Source organism: Helicobacter pylori NQ4053, from assembly GCF_000274605.1.
In the GTDB taxonomy this organism is placed as follows: Bacteria; Campylobacterota; Campylobacteria; order Campylobacterales; family Helicobacteraceae; genus Helicobacter; species Helicobacter pylori_CV.
In genome coordinates this window covers 465,558-488,006 of sequence record NZ_AKNV01000006.1, presented here as the reverse complement: position 1 = coordinate 488,006, position 22,449 = coordinate 465,558, and the positions used below count along the sequence as shown (strand labels likewise).

Genomic DNA, 22,449 nt, shown 5'->3' with positions numbered 1-22,449 from the left:
TTCCCCCAACCGCCGAAGTATAGCATAACTCAAGCGCTAATCCTCTTTAACATTAGCCCTATTAGCCATAAACGCATGCAACTCATTGTATTCTTGGCGGTTTAAAAAACGCATTTTCCCTACCGGCAAGGCATTCAAATTCACAAAACCATAACGAACGCGCCTTAAATCCAACACTCCAGCGTTAAAAAACGCAAAAAAACGCCTCAATTCTCTGTTTTTCCCCTCATTGATGATGACTCTCAGTTTAGAATATTTGGCATGGTTTTTGATGATTTCATAACCAATAAAGGGGGCAAATTCCATGCTTTTAATGGGGGTTTTTTGGTGCGCTCCCTTAGTGGCGTTTTTTAATTTCAAGCCCTCTTGCATGGCGTTTTCCATCTCTCTTGTAACAAAACCTTGAATTTTAATGAGATATTCTTTTTCTAAATCCGCATGCATCAAAGCGCTCACCACCGCCTTACTATCGCTTAAGAGTAGCACCCCCTCGCTCGCAAAATCCAAACGCCCCACCGGCGCGAAATGGGCGTATTTTTTCTCCAGGCTTTCATAAATCACGCGCCGTTTTAAGGGATCGGCTTTGCTCACTAATTCGCCCTTTGGCTTGTGATAGATTAGCACGCTGAATTTTTTGTTTTTTAAGGGCTTGATGAGCCGTTTGTCTAAAAACACCTTGTCGTTTTCTTTAACCACGCTAGCGAGTTTGGCATGCTCATGGTTGATTTTCACCCGCCCTTCTAAAACCAATTTTTCAGCCTCTCTTCTGGAGTGCTTGGTGTAATGGGCTAAAAACTGGTTGATCCTCAAGCCAAATCCCTCCACTCTAATTCTTTAAAATCGTCCTTAATCTTTTCATTTACCATTAAATCGCTTTGGATTTTGAATTGTTTATCCTTATCTTTGATGATCAAATACAAGGGGCGTTTGCCCTGGTGTTTTAGAGCGCTCTCTTTGATTTGTCTTAAAAACTCTTTTTTCACATCGTTTTCTAACACGATCGCTAAAGAGCAAGAGCTAGAAGCGAGCATTTCCATGGGGGGGATTTCGCGCACCTCTTCTTTTTGCTTTTCAGGGTCTTTATAACGGGCTTTAGGGATTTTAACCTCTCTAGCGCTCTCTAAATCCAAGATTTCAAAAAGCCTTAATCGCGCCACTTCTTCTTGCTCCTCAATCTTGCATTTAAACACTAAAGGCTTATTAATATCCAACTCTTCTAAGGCGTTTAATTGCTTTTCAAAAAGCATGAGTTCAAACTTGCCGTATCGGTCCAAAATGTCCGCCGTACCATAAGGCTTACCGCTTCGTTTGCCAATTTTCTTTTTAACTTCCATGATTTTACCCAGCAAATAAGCTTGCGATCCGATTTCTAACTCTTCAATATCAATGCTTTTGACTAAATTTTTAAAGCCCTTAATTTCTTCTTTAAACTCATCTAAAGGGTTGCCTGAAACATGGATTCCTAAAGTTTCATACTCGCATTCTAAAAGCGTTTTAGCGTCATGTTCGCCCAAATCAGTCATGTCCAAAATAACCTGCTCTTTAATTCCGCCTTCCATGGCTCCAAAAAGGGAGTTGCCCCCTTGCATCATTTCATTAGCCTTGTCTTTAGCACGCCCGGCATCACAGATCAAATCCAAGTTAGCGAGCATGGTTTTTCTAGTGTAGCCTAAATTGTCCAAGCTCCCTGATTTCACTAATGGCTCTAAAGATTTTTTAGTGAGTTTAGAAAAATCCACCCGTGAAATAAAATCTTCTAAACTCTTATAATCCCCTTTAACCCTTTCTTCAATGATGTTTTTAATCGGCTCACCCCCAACCCCTTTAACCGCTCCTAAACCAAACACGATTTTCTTTTCCAATTCGCCCTTTTGGTTTTTAAACTCCGCCACGCTGAAATCTTGCATGGAAGAATTGATGTGTGGGGGCATCACTTCAATTTCTAAAGCCCTGACCTCATCAATATAGCGCGCCACGGATTCGATCTTATTGGATTCGCTAGTGAGCATCGCTGCCATGAACTCATGCTTGTAATAAGTCTTTAAATACGCCGTTTGGAAAGTGATCATCGCATAAGCGGCCGAATGCGATTTATTGAAACCATAACCAGCAAATTTAACGATCAAATCCCACAAATTAGCCGCTTTTTGGCCATCATGCCCTAAATTCTTAGCGCCTTCTACAAACTTAGCCTTATTGTCCGCCATGATTTGAGCGTCTTTTTTCCCCATAGCGCGGCGGATGAGATCCGCTTCACCCAAACTAAAACCACCGATAGTTTGCACGATTTGCATCACCTGCTCTTGATAGACGATCGTGCCGTAAGTGGGCTTTAAAATCGGCTCTAATTCTTTAAACGCATAAGCGATAGGCTCAACGCCATGCTTTCTATTCACAAAATCATCTACCATGCCTGATTCCATGGGTCCCGGTCTCCCTAGCGCGATAATGGCAATAATGTCTTCAAAGCTTGAAGGCCTTAAGCGCTTGTTAAGCCCTTGAAACATTCCGGATTCAATCTGGAATATCCCCACCGTGTCCCCGCTTTGGATCGTTTTATACACTTTCGGATCGTCCATATCCAACGATAAAAAATCCACGCTAATTTTATGCTGCGTTTTAATGATTTTAAGCGCATCATCAATCACGGTCAAGGTTTTAAGCCCCAAAAAGTCAAACTTAATCAAATCCACCGGCTCTAAATACTTCATGGAATATTGCGTAACGATACCGCCGGTTTTTTCAGAGGCAAACAAAGGGGTTTTGTGCCACAACTCTTTTTGGCTATCCACCACTAAGGCTGCGGCATGCACGCCTGCGTTACGATTCAAATTCTCTAAATTGAGCGAATACTCCCACACTTGTTTGGCTAATTCATTACTCTCTACTAATTCTTTGATTTTAGGCTCTAATTCCCACGCTCCCTCGATGAACTCGCCATTTTTTTCATAACCCTTAAGCGTGATGCCTAAGCGGTTAGGAATGAGTTTGGCAAAATCATCGGCTTCTTTATAGGGCATGTCCAAAACCCTTGCGACATCTCTGATCACGCCTTTAGCCAACATCTTGTTAAAGGTGATGACTTGAGCCACATTGTATTTGCCGTATTTTTCAATCATGTATTCTATGATTTCCTTACGCCGGCGTTGGCAAAAATCCGTATCAATATCAGGCATGCTGACTCGTTCAGGGTTTAAAAACCTTTCAAAGAGCAAATCGTATTTCAAAGGGTCAATATCCGTGATTTTTAGTGCAAAAGCCACCAAACTCCCGGCCGCGCTCCCCCTACCAGGTCCCACAGGAATGCCCATTTCTTTAGCGTAACGGATAAAATCCCACACGATCAGCATATACCCTGGGAATTTCATGTTCGTAATGACTTCAATTTCTTTTTCTAGGCGTTCTTTGTATTGATCGTGCTTTTCTTTAGGTACTAAGATCAAGCGCTCTTTCAAGCCTTCTCTAGCCTTATGGGCGAAATAAGAAGCGTCATCTTCAAAATTCAGCCCCTCATTTTGAGCGTAAGCTTTAGTGAATTTGAAGCTTGGGGGGGTTGGGGGGTTCTTTTTATCGTCTTTTAAATCAATCTCTAAAACGCATTTATCAGCGATTTCTTGGGTGTTTTCTAAAGCTTCTGGAATATCTGCAAAGAGCTTTGCCATTTCTTCAGGGGACTTAATGTAAAACTCATGCACGGAGTGTTTCAAGCGCCCCTTATCGTTTAGGGTTTTACCCATCGCTACGCACATCGCTACTTCTTGAGCCTTGGCGTCATTGGGCATGGTGTAGTGGGTGTCGTTGGTGGCAATGATTTTTAACCCCGTTTCTAAAGACATTTTAATGACTTGCTCATCAATGAATCGCTGATCTAAAATGCCATGGCGCATGATTTCTAAATAAAAATCGTCTTCAAAAATCTCCTGGTATTCGCAAGCGATTCTTTTAGCTTCATCATAGCCTTTAGCCCCATACTTGCGGTTCCTCTCATTATTGGTATTCAAATGGTAATTAACTTCCCCTTGCAAACACGCGCTAGAAGCGATAATGCCCTTAGAATGCTCCCTTAGAAGCTTTTTATTGATGCGCGGGAAATAATAAAACCCTTCTAAATACGCCATAGAGCTTAAGAACATCAAGTTTTCATAGCCCTCTTGGTTTTTAGCGAACAGGCACAAATGGAAGCGTTGCTTGGTTTCTTTGCTAGAAAGGTTGTCATCATTATGGATATACGCTTCCATGCCGATGATAGGCTTAATGCCTTCTTTTTTCATGCTCGTGTAAAAATCAATCGCTCCAAACATATTCCCATGATCAGTTACGCTCACGCTTTTCATGCCCAATTCTTTAATGCGCTTGGCTAAGATTTTAATCTTGTTCGCCCCGTCTAAAAGCGAATATTCTGTGTGCAAGTGCAAATGCGTAAAGGCTTTATTCTCTTTCATTGTCTAACCCCTATTTGGATTTAACGCCATTATACCTACCGCTCTTTAAAAAACTCTTTATTAGATTATTTAGTGGTGAATTATTTTAAAATGGTGGTTATAATAAGAAAGTTTTGTCTTATTTTTAACGCTATTTTAGGAGCTCATCATGAAAAAATCCATTTTATTGGGCGTTTGCTTGGCTTTTTCTTGCGTTTATGCTTTAAGCGATATGGATTTGATTAAAAAAGCGAAGGAAAGCCAATTAGAACCCATGCCTATGGGCAAAGCGCTCAAAGAATACCAGATTAAAAAAACCAGAGATGTGGGCATTGGCGCTAAAAACAGCGAAATCATGACCTCCGCTCAAGTGGAATTAGGCAAAATGCTCTATTTTGACCCTAGGATTTCCACTTCCTATCTCGTGTCTTGCAACACATGCCATAATTTGGGCTTAGGCGGGGTGGATCTAATCCCAAGCGCTATAGGCTCTCAATGGAAGAAAAACCCCCACCTTTTAAGTTCCCCAACGGTGTATAACTCTGTGTTTAACGATGTGCAGTTTTGGGATGGTAGGGTTACGCATTTAAACGAGCAAGCGCAAGGGCCGATCCAATCTTCTTTTGAAATGGGGGCTGATCCTAAAGTCGTGGTAGAAAAAATCAATTCCATACCAGGCTATGTCAAGCTCTTTAGAAAAGCTTATGGCTCTAGAGTCAAAATTGATTTTAAATTGATCGCTGATAGTATCGCTATGTTTGAAGCCACGCTTATTACCCCAAGCCGTTACGATGATTTTTTAAGGGGCAATCCTAAAGCGCTCAGCAAAGCCGAAAAAGAAGGGCTGGATTTATTCATTTCTAAAGGCTGTGTGGCTTGCCATAACGGCATCAATCTTGGGGGGACAATGCAGCCTTTTGGGGTGGTCAAACCTTATAAATTCGCTAATGTGGGCGATTTCAAAGGCGATAAAAACGGGCTTGTTAAAGTGCCTACTTTAAGGAATATCACCGAAACGATGCCTTATTTCCATAACGGGCAATTCTGGGATGTTAAAGATGCGATTAAAGAAATGGGCTCTATCCAGTTAGGCATTGAAATCAGCGATGCAGAAGCGAAAAAAATTGAAACTTTCTTTGGAGCCTTAAGGGGTAAAAAGCCTAAGATAATCTACCCAGAACTCCCCATAATGACAGACAAAACCCCTAAACCCTCTTTTTGATTTAAAAAGTCCTTTTTAAGGGGGCTTTTGGTGCCAAATCTAAAAAACGCTCAAAGCATCTTTTGCGATCAAAATAATAAAAAAGCTTTCAAAAAGCAAGCGATAATCCCTTAAAAAGCGATCTTTATGGGTTTAGAGGGATTTAGTTGGAGGGTTGTAGGGGGAGAATTGTTTCAAAATACCCCTATCCCCTTAAAAGAATGAGTTTTACTCCTATTTTTTAAAAATTTTTTAATCTCTTTATCATTTAGAATGTTTTTTGATTTTAGATCGCATTTAAAACACAAAACATAAATTCAAGGCGTTTTCAAATAAATTTTCATTTTTTGGTTGTCTAAAATGAGCGTGTCCTTGCCCTTAGTTACCGTAAAATTACCCTTAAAATTCTCCATAAATTCCAATTCAAACGCCATTAAATGCTCATCTTTACACACTTTTCTTGAAATCCCGCTATCTTCAATCCCAATGTGCCTATCGCCCTGCCATACATAGCTGGCAAAATACCGGTTGCAATAGCCTTTGCCATAAATACGATTTTCTTTTTGGTCAAACACAAACTCTCCCATAGAGCTTTTAGGCTTTGGCTTCTTTCTAAAAAGCTCATACCAGTGTTTTCTTTTTTCTTTTTGTTCCTGCTCTTTGGCTTCAAGTGCTGCTTTATCTTCAGGTAAAGCGGTATTTAGAGAGGAATCTTGCTCTTCTTCATGCTCTCTAAAAGCGCTATCAGCGAGCATGGTTTCAATGTCATACACTTGATGGTTCATTTCTACTTTTTGGATATGCCAATCGTTACTAGAAAGTTTTTTATCAAACATTTTTAAAAAAAAACACCCCGAAAAGACACAAGCCGTTAAAACGCTTGCTCCAGCCAATCGTAAATTCAAACAATTCCTCCTTATTTTATTTTTTTAACGGGCTTACGCTTTGCGCTTCAATGGCTTTTTTAATCAAAGAAATCGCTTCTTGCATCGCTTGCGTGCTGACATGTTGGAGGGATTGTATTGCGCTTTCTTGAAAATCTTGATTGCCATTTTTACTCGTTTTGGTCGTTTTATTTTCCAAGCTAGAAATATTTTCATGCTTAATGATCACTCCAGAATGCGAATCGCCTTTCACGCTAATGTCATAGCCTAGCGCGAATTCCGCCCTATAGGTAGAATTTTCTTTTTCTAAAAGAGAAAACGATAAAATCGTAAAACGGACCGCATAAGTGGGCGCGCCCGCGCCATAAGGGGGCAAAGCCACGCCTAAGCATGCTTTTTGCGCTTCTTGCATGAACATGGTTTTTAACATGTTGCGAGGCAAGTCTATCCATTTTTGGTGCTTCCCATGCGTGATCTGCCCGTCTTTGGCTTTAAACACGATCTCTTTAGTGTTGAATAAATCCGCGCTCAAAATACTAATAAGCCTTACTTCAGTCAAAGGTTTAGGGCATTGCGTCATTTCAAAAGAACTCGCATTCAAATCATAAGTTCTGATCTCTGGCAGCATTTGTTTTAAATTGATGCTCAAGCAACCCTGAAGCAACAACGCTAATGCTGATGAGAGTGAAAAGATTTTTATCGCCGTAGCTCTCATGGTTATTTCCTTTCTCCAAAAATCGTTTTATAGGGGTTAGCGTCAAATTTATCTATCAAAGCAGAGCCTTTTTCCACAAAATTATCAATGTTTCTTAAGCTCAACTGCGCTTGCATGATTAAGGGAGTGAACATCGCCTTAAAGTCGTATTGCCCCTGTTTGACGCGTTTATCCACATCTAAAGCCACGTTATTGACATTAGAAACAAGGTTGTTAGCGTTGCTGATTAGCGAATCAAATTGAGTCTTTCTTGAATCCAAGTTAGCGATGAGATCATCTACTGAAGCGAGAATGTGCTTGAATTTTTCCACGTTTTCATCGTCTAAAATCCTATTCACATTCCTGATCGCTTTCATCACTTCTTGCACCACTTGATTAGCATCACCGCTCAAGCGATCCATAAGCCCTTCTTTAAAGATTAAAATCCGCTCCCCTTTATCGCCACTACCATAAAATTCTTCATTGTGGCTTTGCTCTAAGGCTAAAAATTTTAACCCCATAAACCCTCTAGAAGAAACCGCCACTTTGGAGTCTTTGCGGATCTTAACGCTGGATTTAATCATCAAATCCAAACGGACCACCCCCACTTTATCCTTTGCAAAACCCACCTTGATGACATTACCCACTTGAATCCCTTTGTAATTAATGGGCGAGTTGGTCGCAATGCCTCCCAAGTCTTTGTCCGTATAGACCACGTATTCATAATATTTTCCGTCATCTAATCCCAAATGGCCTAGCCATAAAATAAAGCCTACCATGCACACTAAGCATAAAAAGAAGAGCCCGCCGATTAAAGTGTAATTTACATGCCTTTCCAAAATTTCTCTCCTCGTGTTGAATTGAATAAATTGCCTTCATCTAGCCCTTGAGTTTGAGCCTTTTTAATAAAATCCTTTAAATCCCCATTAAATTCTAATAGCCCGTCTTTGAGCATGATGAATCGATCCACGCAATCATGCACGGAGTCTAAATCATGCGTAATCATCACCACCGTGAGCTGCAAGCTCTCTTTGAGCGTCATGATCAGTTCATCAAATTTGCCCGCGCTATAAGGATCCAGACCGCTTGTTGGCTCATCTAAAAATAAGATTTCCGGATTAGTCGCCATAGCCCTTGCTATACCCACGCGCTTTTTCATCCCCCCACTCAATTCATAGGGGTAAAGGTGGTAAGCCCTAGGGGGCAAACCCACTTTTTCAATCCACATTTTAGAAATTTCTTCAACAATTTTTTTAGAATAAGCGCCGTATTGCTCTAGCATCACACCCACATTTTCTAAAACGGTTAGAGAGCTATAGAGCGCCCCAAACTGGAAGCAAATCCCACAGCGGTTAAAAATCTTTTGCTGCTCTCTTTCTTTGAGTTTCCATATATCTTCCCCAAAAAGCAACACTTCCCCCTTTGTGGGGCGATTGAGTAAGATCATGCATCTTAAAAGCGTGCTTTTACCGCTCCCTGACCCTCCTAAAATCGCCATCACTTCGCCCTTATGCACGCTAAAACTCACGCCCCTATGGATAATGGTGCTCCCAAAAGCGCTATGGAGATCCTTCACTTCAATTAAGACTTGGTTGTTAGTAGCGTTCATTATATGTTCAACTTAGAAAAGAGAATAGAAAAAATAGCGTCTAAGAAAATGATCCAAAACAAAGCGTTCACGACGCTAATGGTGGTCAAGCGCCCAATGCTCTCAGTATCCCCCTTGACTTCAAACCCGCGCATGCACCCCACCATCGCAATCGCAAACCCCCAAAAAGGGGCTTTGACAATCCCTACCAAAAAATGATTCCAACCCACTGTGTCATGCAGTCTGTCTATATAGCTTGGAAAGCCTAGATCCAATTGGTATTTAATCGCAAACATGCCCCCAAGAATGGCGAACGCATCAGCGATAAACACCAATAAAGGCAAAACAATCACTAAGGCTAACACCCTAGGCAACACTAAAAATTCAAAAGGGTTAAAGCCCATGGTTTTCATCGCATCCAATTCTTCAGTGATCTTCATCACCCCAATTTGGGCGGTAAAACTGCTCGCGCTCCTCCCGGCCACCACAAGGGTTAAAATGAAAGGGCCGATCTCTCTTAAAGCGAGTTTGGCCGTCATTTCCACCGACATCAAAGGCGCGCCCAAGTCTTGTAGTTGTAAAGCCCCTTGCAAAGCAACGGCAAACCCCACGATAAACACCGTTAAAATACTCACCGGCAAAACCTTAAACCCGGATTCATTAATATGATAGAGCAAAGGAGTGATGCAAAAGCGTTTGGGGTTGAAAACGCTTTTAATGAAGTAAAATAAAATCATGCCGCAAAAATTGAACGCGTTTAAAAAGGTGTTATAAGTCTCTACAAGACTCTTACCCAATTTAGTGATCATGAGTTCGTATTTTTTGCCCGCTTTTTTAGATTCTAAATCCTCTTCTTTTTCAAGCCAGTCTTTAACCACTTTCAAAGCGCATGCGTTATTCTCGCTCACGTTGCACAATTCAATGTTTAAAGAACGCTCCTTAACTAAATCAAATAAAAACATGCCAAAAACAAAATCCACTTTTTGACACCCTGAAAAATCCATTTTTAAAGGCCCTTGATGATCTAATAAATTTTTTTTCAACTCATCTAAACGAAACACGCTCGTTTTAAAATCCCAATCCCCTCTTAAAATCAGCACAGAGTCCGCCCCATCTTTACGCATCTCTAAAAATTTTTGTTTCTCTGTCTTCATTAAAATATATTCTCTCTCAGATTAGGTAAAATCTATTAACAAAATTTTGTTTGTTAAAACGGCTATTTTAACACAATGATAAAACAAAAGGTTAAACAATATTCTGTTTAATAAAGGATTAGTTATTTTTAAAATGTTTAAAAAAATCATTTTTTTGGCGTTTTCTTAATGGGGGGATTTGTTATTCCGCCCCTTGAAGCCATGCCTATTTTGCATAATAAAACCCCTAAAAAAAATTACCAAGAAGCCCATGAAAAGCTCTATAGAAGCATCATTAACCGCCAAAAGCTCACGCGCAAAAAAAGCGGGTGGTATTTTTTAGGAGGGTTTGGCGCTGTAGAGGCCATTAAGGACTATCAAGGCAAGGAAATGAAAGATTGGATTGCAACGCTTGATTTAAAAACCGGCGTGCAAAGTTTTTTTAAAAAATACATCGGGATTAGGGGGGTTTTTGCATGGGATCTTGGGTCAGGAAAAGTGAATTACCAAAGCCATAAAGATCCTACAAACTCTTTTTTTACCATGCTTGCGGTGGGTTTGGATGTGATTATGGAATTCCCTTTAGGGAGTTATAAGCATTATTTGGGGGCGTTTGGGGGAGCTAGGGGGGCTTTAGTCGTTTATACAGACAAGCAAAATTTCAAATTTTTTAAACATTCTGTGGTTTCAGGGGGTTTAGCGATTAATGGGGGGGTTATGCTCACGCTTTTTTTAAGACACCGCATTGAATTAGGGTTTAAAATCTTACCCACCGCCAGATTGCTTTCTAGCTCCAAACGCTTTGAGACTTCGCCCCTATTTTATGCGGCATACAGCTATAAATTTTAACCTTTTAGCCAACTTCAAAAATCCAATCTTTAGGGGCTTCTTGTTCGCCTTGCTGAATGGATAAAAGCAAGTCATAGAGTTGTTTAGTAATATGGCCCGGTGTTTCAAAAAAATAAGACTTGTTATTATGCGTGATTTCTTTAATGGGCGTAATGATTGCGGCTGTCCCACACGCTCCAGCTTCTTTAAACGCGCCCAACTCATCCATTAAGATTTCCCTCTCTTCTACTTTTAATTTCAAGTGTTCTTTAGCCAAAACCATCAAGCTTTTTCTAGTAACGCTTGGCAGAATGCTTGGCGAATGCGGGGTGATAAAGGCGTTGTCATGCGTGATGCCAAAAAAATTCGCCGCCCCCACTTCTTCAATTTTAGTGTGCGTGGCAGGATCTAAATAAATGCAATCATCATAGCCTTGCTCTACAGCCATTTTATGGGCTAACAGGCTTGCAGCATAATTCCCCCCCACTTTCACCCCACCAGTGCCTTTAGGCGCGGCCCTATCAAAAATCGTAGTGATAAACCTAGCCCCTCCTTTTTCTATACCCCCCTTAAAATACGCCCCCACCGGTGCGCAAAACACGATAAAAAGGTATTCATTAGCCGGCTTCACCCCCAAATTATCCCCTACGCCTATGACAAAAGGGCGCAAATACAAACTCGCCCCGCTTTTATAAGGAGCGAGCCATTTTTGATTCGCTTCCACCACTTCAGCGCATGCCCTTAAAAACAGCTCTTCGCTCACTTTGGGCATGAGCAGTCTTTCGCATGAAGTTTGCAAGCGTTTGGCGTTTTCTAAAGGGCGAAAAAGTAAAGCCTTCCCCTTTTGAGAGCGGTAAGCCTTCAAGCCTTCAAAACAAGCCTGTCCGTAGTGCAAGACCGGCGAGCCTTCGCTGATCTGTAACACGTTTTCGCTAACCAATTCGCCTTGCGACCAAGAGCCGTTTTTATAAGTAGCGATGAAGCGAAAATCCGTTTTAATGTAGCTAAAGCCTAAATTTTTCCAATCTAAATTTTCTAAATTTGCCATTTTCACACCTTTAAATGGATAGTTTCAGGCGTGATTGTATCTAAAAAGGGGTTAAAAATCCCTCAAGTAACTGATCTGAAACGCATAGACCCTGCGCACATCAGCCTGCAAGGTGTATCCCTTTTCGTTGGTAATGGAGAAAAGCCGGTGCGTGATCGTAGGCACTTTAATCCCTAATTCCAGGCTATTGTGTTTAGCGATATGGGTGCGGACCCCAAACTTCCATAAAAACTGGAAATTGGCCGGGCTGTAACTGGAATCGCTGTGGTGCTTTGCATAATGAGCGATCTCTTTACTGATGCTCGTTGCCCAACTATCCCCAGCCAATTGGATCCCCACCACAAAACCAAAAACCATGTTTTCTTTATTCACAAAATTCCACAGCGTATCCAACCCTACACCATAAGTGAATAAATTGATATAGTATTGCCCCTGATAGGAATCCCTTTCGGTTAAAGTCGTCCCTCCAAAACTAAAACTATTGTAAATAAACCCGCTCTCACCCACAGGAATACCCTTTTTCATCACGCCAAAGCGGTTGTGCGCGTAGTCAAAAAACCCATAATAACGCATGCCAAACCATTTTTTCTTACCAAAAAATTGCTTATAGCCCACTTCAAAACCCGCTCCTGCGTAAGGCGGGAACTTTATCAAAGGCTTTTGCAAGCCGTTGTCATTCACCATTTTAGTCTGATTTTGTATCATGCTCACCTGGTAATTGACTCCCACAAAAGCCGTGCTCTCTTCAGCGCTCGCTAAAACACCCAAAGCCCCTAACAATATAATTCTTTTCAACATTCAGTCTCTTCCCTTTATTTTTTGATAATCGCTCTATATTATATTAGCTTAAAATGGCTAAGTATTACTTATAAAGAAATAATAATATATTTTTCTTAAACTCAATTAAAAAACTAACCTTTTAGTTCATTCCAACGATTCGCCACAAACGCGCTCGTTTCTAACGGCACCCTCAAAGGATAAACTTCATCATTGAGAATGCGTTGGATTTCTTGCTGCAACTCTGGGGCGTTCTTTTCTTCAATCTCAAAAATCAATTCGTCATGCACTTGTAAAAGCAATCTCACTGAAGGGTTATTTTTGAAACGCTCGCTCACTTTGAGCATGCCTAATTTCAATAAATCACTCGCACTCCCTTGAAAAATCGCATTCACGCCCTCTCGCAAGTAATTGCCCTTGATGTAATCATTTGCGCCGGTAAAATCAAACACCCGATAACGCCCAAGCAAAGTGAAGGCTTTAGAAGTTTTTAAAATCTCTTCTTTCATGCGGTTTAAATAATCTTTAATGCTAGGGAATCGTTTGAAATACGCTTCTATGTAGCTTTTAGCTTCATTTAAAGAGATGTTTAAAGTTTCGCTCAATTTCTTACTCCCCATGCCATACACCAGCCCAAAATTAATGCTTTTAGCGATGGATCGTTTTTCTTTGGCCAAATCTCCTCCAAACAACGCTTTAGAAGTTTCTAAATGGATGTCTCGCCCCTTTAAAAACGCTTCCATTAAATCCTTATCCTGGCTGAAATGGGCCAATAAGCGCAATTCAATCTGCGAATAATCCACCCCTAACAAACAATATTCTTTAGAGCTGGCAATAAAGCCCTTACGAATGAGTAAGCCTTTAGGCGATCGCACCGGGATATTTTGCAAATTAGGCGAATGCGAGCTTAAACGCCCGGTAGCTGTGCCGGTCTGGATGAAAGTGGTATGGATTTTATCGTCTTTGTCTTTTAGGCGCAATAAGGGGGTGGTGTAAGTGTTAAAAAGCTTATTCAATTCTCTGTATTCTAAAATCAAAGCGATGCTTGGGTGCTTGTCTAGGATTTTTAACAGGCTTTTTTCATCGGTAGAATGGCTTTTATTTTTATGAAGCCCTAATTTTTCATACAAGACTTCGCTAAGTTGCTTGGGCGAATTGAGGTTAAAATCCACGCCGATTAGATCCAAAATTTGGTGCTCTAAAACGTTTAATTCATTTTTAAACTCCTGTTCTAATCGCTTGAAATAAGGCGCATCAATCTTAAAGCCTTGAAATTCCATGCCCATTAAGACTTTCATGAACGGCGTTTCAATGTCTCTAGCCAAAATAAGCAAATTCTCTTCTAGCCCCCCTTTTTCAAAATACTCGCACAAACGCTTTAAAGCGTTTAATTCCATATCCAATTGCTCTAATTTCTCCGCTTTTGTCTTAAAATCTTTGATTTTTTCATGCGGGATTAATTCTTCTTTTAAATATTCCTTTAAAACTTCATCAAACCCCACTTTTTCCGGATTCTTTAAAAACGCTAAAATTTGAGTGTCTTGGATGCGGATGTTTTCTAAAGACACCTGATATTTGGCTTTTAAAAAGCTCAACAAGGGTTTTAAATCATGCCCAATGATACACGCATGCTGTAACATTTGAGAAAAAGCGTTTTGCAAAAACTCCAAAGAAAAGGGCGAAAATAACGCCTCTTCTAAAGGTAAAAAATAGCCTTGATCCTCATATAAAAACGCTAGGGCTAGAATTTTTTTTTCTTTATCCAGCACCAAACGCATAAAAATCCTTGCGTTAGGATTTTTTAATTTTTCTAAAAACGCGCTCAAAGGCGCGGCGCTTTCTAAAACGATCAAGCGCGATTTTTTAGGGGCGTTGTCTAATGTGGGGGCATTGTCTAATAGGGGGGCGTTTTCTACAATTAAAGGCGAATTTTCTAAATCCCTTAAAGTGGAAATAAAACCATATTCTTTCAGTTCGTCTTTAATTTTCAATAAGGGGTTTTCGCTAGGAAAAGCGCAACTTAAAAAATCAAATTCCTTAATACACCCTCTTTCTAAAGTGGCTAATTCTTTGCTTAAAAACGCGCTTCCTTTGTCGTGTATCAGGGCTTGATACATTTTAGGGCTGAGTAAATTTTTCGCCAAGTCTAAATTTTCATAGATTTTTTCCAAGCTCCCCAATTGCTGTAACAATTCCTTAGCGTTCTTGCTCCCAATGCCTTTAACCCCCTTGTAATTATCGCTGCTATCCCCAACAATGCCCTGATAATCCGTGAATTGACTCGGCAAAATCCCGTATTTTTCCACGCAATCTTTCGCCAAAAACTCCGTTTTACCATCAAAAAGCACGATTTTATCGCTCAAAAGCTGGTTAAAATCCTTATCTTTAGAATAAATGCGCGTTTTATAAGGGCTTAGCGTGGCTAGGCTGGCGATCACGTCATCGGCTTCAAACCCATTCACTTCCACGCAAGTAAAACCCATTTTTTGCAACCATTCTAAAGCGATAGGGATTTGTAAAAGCATCTCTTTAGGGGCGTCTTTACGATTTTGTTTGTATTCGCCTAATTTTTCAGCTCTTTTAGTTTTAGTCTGGCTTTCTAGGGCGAACACGATAAAAGGCATGTTTTTTCTATCTTTATAAAATTTTTTAACCATGCCCACAAGCCCCGTTAAAAGCCCTGTAGGAAAGCCCTTATCGTTAGTCAAAGGCTTATTTTTAGCGCTCATGTAATAGCTTCTAAACAAATACGCAAAAGTATCAATTAAAGCTAAAGTCCCCTCTTTAATGACTGGCTGCTCCATGACTCAATCCCTCTTCAATCAAGCAAATTTTAAATTTATTGTAACACAAGCTGGACCTCATCTCTTTCAAAATAACGAGTCTTTTTGAACGGGTGTTTCTTGGCTGATAACCTCTTTTGCGGCCTGTATTTTAGCGTCGCAGTATTCAGCCACGCCCTGAATGGTTTGCTTCATTAGGGCATTGATAAGGGTGCACATGAAATGAAAATCAATATCATTAAGGCTTTGAGCGTTAGCGGTGGGTTTTAGGGGTAGAGAAATTAACTCGTTTTTAACTTTATTCCACCCTGCTTTATTTGTCCACTCGTATTTACTATTATTATAAATAACTTTTGAGATAGCACATACAAAAAATAAATATTCTTTATCGTTAAGCTTTTTATCGCCAATAAATTCAATAGCGTAAGCGTCTTGTAATACGCAAAATTCATGGGGTTGGTAAAATGTAGCCCCGGTGTTAGCCCCATTAGCAGAAATTGAAATAACATTTTTTAAAATCGTGGCGTTTTCTTTTGGCACAAAATTATTTAACCCTTGATTTAAAATCCCTGCGGTTAGGGCTGGTAATTCATGCGTTGGAGTTTTTTCCTTTGGTAATTGTGCAGTTTGATAAGGTAATGGCTTTATAATAATTTTTTCAAACAAATCCCCTAGTTTGAAGCTTTGCCATGTCAAGCCGCATGGGGTATTACCCCCCCCAGAATGGTTGCCATTGAAAAGATTAAGGGCGTTTTCTTCATCGTTAGAAAGGGTGGTGTTTTCTAGCCCTGTAGCTTTTAAATAAGCCTGAAGTTCGGCGAGCCGACACTGCTCAAGTTCGGCTATGAATTTTTCCATGAAATGAAAATCAATATCCTCAAGGGTTTGAGCGTTAGCGGTGGGTTTTAGGGGTAGAATGACTTTATCGTTTTTAATTTTTGCCCATGAACACATGTTTTCATAGCCGAATTTTTTAGGGTAACCAAAAAATAGCGTGGATAAAAACAAGCCGATTTTATGGTTGATTTCAAATTTAGGTTTGAGAGAAAATACCCTAGCATGTGTTACCATTTTATAAGCAAAACTGCGATAAAACGCGCAACCAAACATGTCAATAGTAATGGTATGGCTTTCAAAAACTTTTGCTTTTATATCGCTTTGCCCTAAAACGCCATTATTGCTAAGCCCTGCGGTGATGACAAATTCGCCCTTATGATTGATGTGGCGTTTTTGAATGTCAAAATCGCCGTTACTCGCTTCAAACAAATCCCCTAATTTGAACTCGCCCCACTTAATAGCGTTGAGTTGGCTACTAAGGGGGCCTATCACTTTGGGGGCGTTTGGTTTTTTAAAATCAAGCCCACTTCATAAGAAAGGTAATCGGCTATCGTTCTTTTAAAATCCTCTAATTCGGGTTTAGTCTCATTCTTTAGGGAATGTAATTATTTTCTAATTTATAAGAAATCAATATCTAGGAATTAGGACCATGCAAGAAAGAGTTTTTAAAAGAAAAGTTTTAGATGCGAATATCTTAAAAGAAATGCATGTGAACAATGTCTGTTATTCCAAGCATTCAAAAGATAGGTTTATTCCTTTCAGATTTGACAAATTTGGTTATGTTGAATGTAAACTCTTTAAAAAGATATTAAACTTTCCTAGCAATACAACTTTCTTTGGTGGCACAGGCTGTAAGAAACTCATGGAACTTTTAAGTGAAATCGTTATAGATTCTAGAAGTTCTAAAATCGCGTTAAACCGCCATTATGCCTTAACTCGCTTGCAATGGTGCGATAGAACCTTAAGACATAATCTCCAAATTTTAGAGAAAATAGGATTTCTAACTGCTTTTAAGAACAAAAAAGGTTATATTTTTTTGTCTATGCATGATTTCACTAAAATAGAAAGCTACGAACATTCGGGTTTGAATGGGGAGAGCAATTTACCTAATAACTTCTTTTTAGGAATTTGTGGGTATTTGAAAAAAATCTTCAAGAAATTAAAAAATAGAGCATTCAAGCTCACAAACAAGCACGGTGTATTCTTTTTGAATATCCCTAAGCATTTTCAAATGCAAAACTTTAACAATATTTTTTTGGAGTTTGTGTCTGTTAATAATCCTTGTCTTTCTTATAGATTGACTTATGATCAACTTGTTGGCAAAAAAATTCCAAATATCAAGTGCTCTTACCAACAAGCAATTGTAAAAAAGAATATCTATAGAGCATTAGAAGAACTATCTATAGATAAGGAAATTTTAGCATCATAAAGAAAACAAAGGACAAAAAATGCAATTCCCACTCAAAAAAGATTTAAAAATTTCACAAAAATATGTGATCCCTAAAGGGTTTGATCCTACAAACAAAGAATACAAAAATCTTTTGGTGAAAGATCTACCTAAATTAGTGCATAGGGAAATTGAAATCGCTATGGGATTGTTATTTGAAATCAACGAAGTAGAGACTGCGATTGAAGTCATGAAATTTCTCACTCAAGCAATGGATCGTGTTTTGTATGATGCAAGAGCCAGACATTATGAAATGAGATTAGCCAAAGAGATTAAAAGTAGATTTGGGTGAAAGATTATGGCTTATATCGCTAATTTACAATTCTTACCATTAGATGAGATTTTACTCTCTAATGGCTATAAACACAAAGTAGAGAAATCAAGCAAAAATAACCCGGCTCTTTACAATGAGAACGATACCATTAAAGGCACACTTATTGTTTCAAGAAAACCTGATGGGAGTTATCATTATTTTAACGCTCATAACGATGAAGATAAAGGCACGATTATCGCCTTCTGTAAAAATCGTGGGCTAGATTTTAATGATTTGATCAAAAACAGAGATGATTTAGAAATTAGCGATAAGCCAAACCACAAATATAACAATTCCAAGCCTTATACAATCATTACCAAAGAACAAGAAGCAGAGCGTCAAAAAGTGGTGAAACAATTTGAAAAACTCCCTACCTACGATATAGAAAGCTCAGATTTGTTTCACACTTTATTGGATAGCCGCTCTTTAGATAAATCTTTATTAAAATCTTACAATCATTTACTTAAAGAAGATGAACATGCAAATTTATGCGTGCCTTGCTATTTGATCAATGATAATGGAAACTTAATACAGGGTGGGTATAACAAGCGATTGTCCAAACCTTTCACTATGCAAGGCGCTACTAATCCCACTAAACACTTAATGCAAGCAGGTTCTATCAAGGGTTTTGAAGTTTTATTCCCACAAAATACTAAAAATATTCAAAATATCATTGTAGCTGAAAGCGTTTTTGATGGTTTAAGCGTGTTAGAAATGCAAAGGTTTGATCCCAATCAAACAGCTATTATTTCTACTATTGGTAATTTCACAGAAGAAAGAATGCAAAAATTTGTAGATAAATTTCTTAATACCATCAACACTTATAAGTGTAAGGAATACAATGAATACCACAAAGAAATTGATCGCTACAACAAGCAATTAGAGGACTATGAAAATTACATAAATTTTCAAAAAAGATATGAAAAATGGCGTGCTAAAGAGTTAGCTAAACACGATAATGACCCTAAAAAAGTCCCTAATAATTCCATTTTCTCGCCCATAAGAGATAAAAATAATCTTATCCCTAATCCCATTTTTAAACCCAATACTCTAGCCTTACGCCTAAAAGAACCAAAAATTCCTAATTTAAGTCTTAATGTTATTTTAGCAATGGATAATGATGAACAGGGGCGAAAATTCAACGCTATTTTGGAAAAAATTTTTTACGCTCACACTAAAGAAATTCCAAGCATCTATACGCCTATCAGTAAAGATGCGAACGATGATTTGAAAATCGCTAAAGTATTAGGATTGAAGCAAATTAGCAATAGGATGTTACAAGATTTTTTGATTGATGCTAGAAAAAAAATGCAAAACCCTACTACCACACCACCACAAAAAAGCATCTTGGCTAACCAATTACAAAAACTACAAGATCTAATGCCAAAACCTAAACTACCACAAGGAGTGTTTAATGGTTACCAACAAGATCATGGCTTTGGATCTAAATATGTAGCTAATTCTGTCTATTACACCAACAATCAATCTCAAAACAAAGGACATGAAAGATGAAAATAAAACATAAAGGAATAAGAATGTTTAAGAAAGTTTGCAAAATGATGAGTTTGGCAATGTTAATGCCCAGTTTTTTATTGGCGGTGCCAGATTACAAACAAAAATTCACTCAAATATTGGATTTCATAAGCAATGACTTTATCAAAGCTATTGGCGGCCTAATCATTGTTGGGACTTGCATTTATGCTTACAAAAATTGGGATAGGCTTGGAGAAATTGGTTGGAAATGCGTTGGGATTATCATCATAACCGCTGCTATTTCTAATGCTAAAACTTTAAGTCAATGGTTATTTTAGATGGCATTGCATATTGTTTGTGTTGAAAGTATCAACATTAGAGAAATCAGCAAAAGAGAAACTTTTTTGGGATTAAACTTGGATAGTTGGATTGTTAGTTTCTTAATGTCGGCATGGTTACTTTCATTCCAACCACTTTATGCTATGGGTTTAATGGCTAGTTGTGTGTTTGTATTTTACATTTTAGAATTTTTTGATGAAGATATAACAGCCATTTTGCATGCACTTTTCACATTAAGAACAGGAGCTAGAAATTATTATGCTTGAGAAAATTTTCACTTCTTTATGCTCGCTAGTTCCTAAGCGTTATAGCATGAAAGAAGAAACTAACATTGTTGACATTTACAATGAGCATTATCTTTTAAGTGAAAAATCAAACCTTGTAGGCGCTCTTAAATTAGAGGGAATTTCTTATTTGTCTTTAGATGACAAAGAAATAGCGCAAAAATTCAATGAACGCATTTTAGCTCTTAATGAGATTGTAGATGGAGTGCATTTTAAAATCGTAGCTAGAAGGCGTAAGATTTTCATGCACCATGAATATACTCAAGAGGAGATAAGCAATCCTTTTGCATTAGAGGTTATCAATTTATGGGAGCAGGGGGTTGAGGATGTTTATCAAAATTTCTATTACTTAATTTTTGAAACTAAGAATGATAGCATTAAAGGTTATTTGGAACGATTTAAGAAAAAAATCACTACCAATGAATTAGAAAATATTCAAGAAAATAATAAACAAGATGAAGTTAAATATCAAGAAAACTATTTCATAGGCTTTGATAATTTTAATCTATTAGATAAATCTAAAATATTAGACAGCATTATCAATAATGTTAAAAACATGCTTTCTGGCTTATTTGTAGAAAAAATAGATGCCAATAGTTTGCTTAATTTTTATGCGGAATATATCAATGGTGTTCCTAGTGAATACACTTTCGCTAGAGGTCGTTTGCATGATGGCATGATCAATTCTGATGTGCATTTTAAAAAAGATTTTTTCACTCACATTCATAATAGTAAAGAGATTTTCAAGCGTTTCATCAGCATTAAGACTTATGATATAGACAAAATTGTCAGCACTGCTCTTTCTTCAGTGTTGCATTTATCTTTAGAATTTGATGTGATTTTAAACATTGACAATATTCCTAAAGCAAAGGCTGAAAAAAGGATTGAAACTAAAAGAAAAAGAGCGAATAAGAGCATTAGAGTTGAAATTGATGAATTGAATGACCTTATTAAAACAGACAGAGTTTTGATGCAAGAGATTTCTTTAAACATTTTAGTTCATGCCAAAACTAAAACCGATTTAGATAGTGCTTGTATAGAAATTACCAACTTGCTTAAACAAAAAGGCATTGTAAGCACACAAGAGAGTATTGGCATGTTGCCTATGTTTTTTAGCTTCTTCCCCAATCGTAATCGCTTGAATTTTAGAAAGCGTTTGTTGTCTAGTCAAAATATTGCTTCTTTAATCATATTGGAAAAACAAAATTGTGGTTTTTCTAGAAATTCATGGGGTAATCGCCATTTAACTATTTTTAGAAACCAAGACAAATCGCCTTATTTATTCAATTTCCATGCCTATGAGGCAAAAAGAAAAAATGATATGGTATCAGGGCATACCATCATCTTTGGTGGCACAGGGGCTGGTAAAACCACTTTAATTGAATTTTTAATCACCAATTGTTTTAAGTATGAAGATTTAAGTATTTTGGCTTTAGACAGAAATAATGGCATGCGTGTGATGACTGAGTTTTTAGATGGTCAATACAACGATAGCAATGATTTTTACATTAATCCGTTTTCTTTAAAAGATACAAGCGCTAACTGCACCTTTTTAGTGAGTTGGTTGGCATTCATGCTCAATATTGATGAAGATACTAAAGATGAAAAAGAAAAAAAGACTTTAAGTGCTTTATCCAAAACAATCAGAGTTTGCTATAACAATATCACAAAACAAGGGGGTGCTATTTTCAAGTTAAGAGATTTTAAAGACACGCTAGAAAGAGACTATTTAGATAGCAAAGACATTTTAGAAAAAGAGAGCTCAAAAGACTTATACAAGCATTCCACTGATTGTTTAGACTTTGCTAAAAAGCTTTCTGTTATTGATATGGATGCTCTTTCTAGTAGTAAAAAAGATTTCAACTTGGCAGTACTATACCTATTCTACAAAGTCATGAATAGAGCTAAATTAGAAAACAAGCCTTTTTATATCTTCATTGATGAAGCAAAATCTGTTATTGAAAATCCCATCATGTTAGCTAAAATCAAAGACACACTCGCTCAAGCTAGAAAACTCAATGGGGTTTTAACTTTAGCCTTTCAAGACATTAACCAACTTGATGGCGTAGAGGGAGCAAAGTCCATTATAGAAAACGCCGCTCAAGTCATACTCTATCCTACAAACAATTTTGAGAAATTAGAGAGCTATGGCATTTTATTAAGTCCTATTGAAAAATCCTTTTTAAACAAAACGCCGTTAAACGCTAGGCAAGTATTAGTGAAAAACCTTCTCACTCAATCTAGCGTATTTTTAGAAATCAATTTAGAAAAGCTAAACAGCACCAGTAAAAAATTTTTAAGAGCGTATAACTCTAGCGCGTCTAGCGTTTTTGAACTGGAAACGCTTAAAAAGGATAATCCAAAGGATTATAAAGAAATTTACTTGACAAAGGAGTAGG

18 protein-coding genes and 2 pseudogenes are annotated in these 22,449 nt (G+C 38.2%); 8 read left to right on the top strand and 12 right to left on the bottom strand.

Annotation, left to right across the window (positions count from 1 at the left end; genetic code table 11):
• Positions 1 to 36: 36 nt before the first annotated feature.
• Positions 37 to 825 (bottom strand): pseudouridine synthase, encoded by a 789-nt coding sequence (locus AYS37_RS07465; RefSeq protein WP_000398264.1) that lies wholly within the window; start codon positions 823 to 825, stop codon positions 37 to 39.
• Complete coding sequence (gene dnaE / locus AYS37_RS07460; RefSeq protein WP_000662155.1) at positions 807 to 4,442, bottom strand: DNA polymerase III subunit alpha; 3,636 nt, start codon at positions 4,440 to 4,442, stop codon at positions 807 to 809. The genes AYS37_RS07465 and dnaE overlap by 19 nt, the downstream gene beginning before the upstream one ends.
• Before the next feature lie 148 nt (positions 4,443 to 4,590).
• Between dnaE and AYS37_RS07455 the strand changes: the two genes are divergently transcribed.
• Positions 4,591 to 5,643 (top strand): cytochrome-c peroxidase, encoded by a 1,053-nt coding sequence (locus AYS37_RS07455; RefSeq protein ID WP_000748360.1) that lies wholly within the window; start codon positions 4,591 to 4,593, stop codon positions 5,641 to 5,643.
• 296 nt (positions 5,644 to 5,939) lie between these two features.
• Here the strand turns inward: AYS37_RS07455 and AYS37_RS07450 are convergent, their stop codons facing one another.
• From AYS37_RS07450 to AYS37_RS07430, 5 genes are read right to left on the bottom strand one after another with little or no spacing between them, the layout of a single operon-like run.
• Positions 5,940 to 6,527 carry an META domain-containing protein gene (locus AYS37_RS07450; RefSeq protein WP_001053515.1) on the bottom strand — a complete coding sequence of 196 codons (588 nt, stop codon included), beginning with the start codon at positions 6,525 to 6,527 and terminating at the stop codon, positions 5,940 to 5,942.
• A 16-nt stretch (positions 6,528 to 6,543) separates the two neighbouring features.
• Positions 6,544 to 7,221, bottom strand: a complete 678-nt coding sequence (locus AYS37_RS07445; RefSeq protein ID WP_001202855.1) for a hypothetical protein — start codon at positions 7,219 to 7,221, stop codon at positions 6,544 to 6,546.
• A 2-nt stretch (positions 7,222 to 7,223) separates the two neighbouring features.
• The gene (locus tag AYS37_RS07440) at positions 7,224 to 8,039 is read right to left on the bottom strand and encodes an MlaD family protein (protein ID WP_000439509.1); all 816 of its coding nucleotides are present in this window, start codon (positions 8,037 to 8,039) and stop codon (positions 7,224 to 7,226) included.
• Positions 8,024 to 8,809: an ABC transporter ATP-binding protein gene (locus AYS37_RS07435; protein ID WP_000994585.1), complete on the bottom strand. Its 786-nt coding sequence runs from the start codon at positions 8,807 to 8,809 to the stop codon at positions 8,024 to 8,026. Before AYS37_RS07435 ends, AYS37_RS07440 begins: the two co-directional genes overlap by 16 nt.
• Positions 8,809 to 9,942: an ABC transporter permease gene (locus AYS37_RS07430; protein ID WP_000845738.1), complete on the bottom strand. Its 1,134-nt coding sequence runs from the start codon at positions 9,940 to 9,942 to the stop codon at positions 8,809 to 8,811. Before AYS37_RS07430 ends, AYS37_RS07435 begins: the two co-directional genes overlap by 1 nt.
• A gap of 133 nt (positions 9,943 to 10,075) precedes the next feature.
• On the opposite strand from AYS37_RS07430, the pseudogene AYS37_RS07425 reads away from it, so the two are divergent.
• Positions 10,076 to 10,770 (top strand): annotated as a pseudogene (locus tag AYS37_RS07425) (outer membrane protein).
• Positions 10,771 to 10,774: 4 nt separating this feature from the next.
• Here AYS37_RS07425 and ilvE read toward each other — a convergent pair.
• The 5 genes and pseudogenes from ilvE to AYS37_RS09075 all read right to left on the bottom strand — a co-directional run.
• Complete coding sequence (gene ilvE, locus AYS37_RS07420) at positions 10,775 to 11,797, bottom strand: branched-chain-amino-acid transaminase (protein ID WP_001284843.1); 1,023 nt, start codon at positions 11,795 to 11,797, stop codon at positions 10,775 to 10,777.
• Positions 11,798 to 11,848: 51 nt separating this feature from the next.
• Entirely contained in the window at positions 11,849 to 12,595 is a 747-nt protein-coding gene (locus AYS37_RS07415; RefSeq protein ID WP_000919459.1) for an outer membrane protein, read from the bottom strand.
• A 113-nt stretch (positions 12,596 to 12,708) separates the two neighbouring features.
• Positions 12,709 to 15,378, bottom strand: coding sequence for a DNA polymerase I (gene polA, locus AYS37_RS07410; RefSeq protein ID WP_000437568.1), 2,670 nt, complete (start codon positions 15,376 to 15,378; stop codon positions 12,709 to 12,711).
• A 66-nt stretch (positions 15,379 to 15,444) separates the two neighbouring features.
• The gene (locus AYS37_RS07405) at positions 15,445 to 16,686 is read right to left on the bottom strand and encodes a restriction endonuclease subunit S (RefSeq protein WP_000580078.1); all 1,242 of its coding nucleotides are present in this window, start codon (positions 16,684 to 16,686) and stop codon (positions 15,445 to 15,447) included.
• Positions 16,683 to 16,787 (bottom strand): annotated as a pseudogene (locus AYS37_RS09075) (restriction endonuclease); the annotation flags it as partial. The pseudogene AYS37_RS09075 and the gene AYS37_RS07405, both read right to left, overlap by 4 nt.
• 56 nt (positions 16,788 to 16,843) lie before the next feature.
• Here AYS37_RS09075 and AYS37_RS07400 point away from each other — a divergent pair.
• Genes AYS37_RS07400 through AYS37_RS07375 form a run of 6 tightly spaced genes read left to right on the top strand, consistent with a single transcriptional unit; the run spans position 16,844 to position 22,448 of the window.
• A complete protein-coding gene (locus AYS37_RS07400) occupies positions 16,844 to 17,623 on the top strand; it encodes a hypothetical protein (protein ID WP_001158059.1) in 780 nt (259 codons plus the stop codon).
• Between the two features lie 19 nt (positions 17,624 to 17,642).
• The gene (locus AYS37_RS07395; protein WP_001160311.1) at positions 17,643 to 17,933 is read left to right on the top strand and encodes a hypothetical protein; all 291 of its coding nucleotides are present in this window, start codon (positions 17,643 to 17,645) and stop codon (positions 17,931 to 17,933) included.
• Positions 17,934 to 17,939: 6 nt separating this feature from the next.
• Positions 17,940 to 19,466: a toprim domain-containing protein gene (locus AYS37_RS07390; RefSeq protein WP_000323322.1), complete on the top strand. Its 1,527-nt coding sequence runs from the start codon at positions 17,940 to 17,942 to the stop codon at positions 19,464 to 19,466.
• Positions 19,463 to 19,765: a hypothetical protein gene (locus AYS37_RS07385; RefSeq protein ID WP_025445986.1), complete on the top strand. Its 303-nt coding sequence runs from the start codon at positions 19,463 to 19,465 to the stop codon at positions 19,763 to 19,765. The genes AYS37_RS07390 and AYS37_RS07385 overlap by 4 nt, the downstream gene beginning before the upstream one ends.
• The gene (locus tag AYS37_RS07380) at positions 19,766 to 20,032 is read left to right on the top strand and encodes a hypothetical protein (RefSeq protein ID WP_001173705.1); all 267 of its coding nucleotides are present in this window, start codon (positions 19,766 to 19,768) and stop codon (positions 20,030 to 20,032) included.
• Positions 20,025 to 22,448 (top strand): VirB4 family type IV secretion/conjugal transfer ATPase, encoded by a 2,424-nt coding sequence (locus tag AYS37_RS07375; RefSeq protein ID WP_000890327.1) that lies wholly within the window; start codon positions 20,025 to 20,027, stop codon positions 22,446 to 22,448. The genes AYS37_RS07380 and AYS37_RS07375 overlap by 8 nt, the downstream gene beginning before the upstream one ends.
• The last annotated feature ends 1 nt before the right edge of the window (position 22,449 follow it).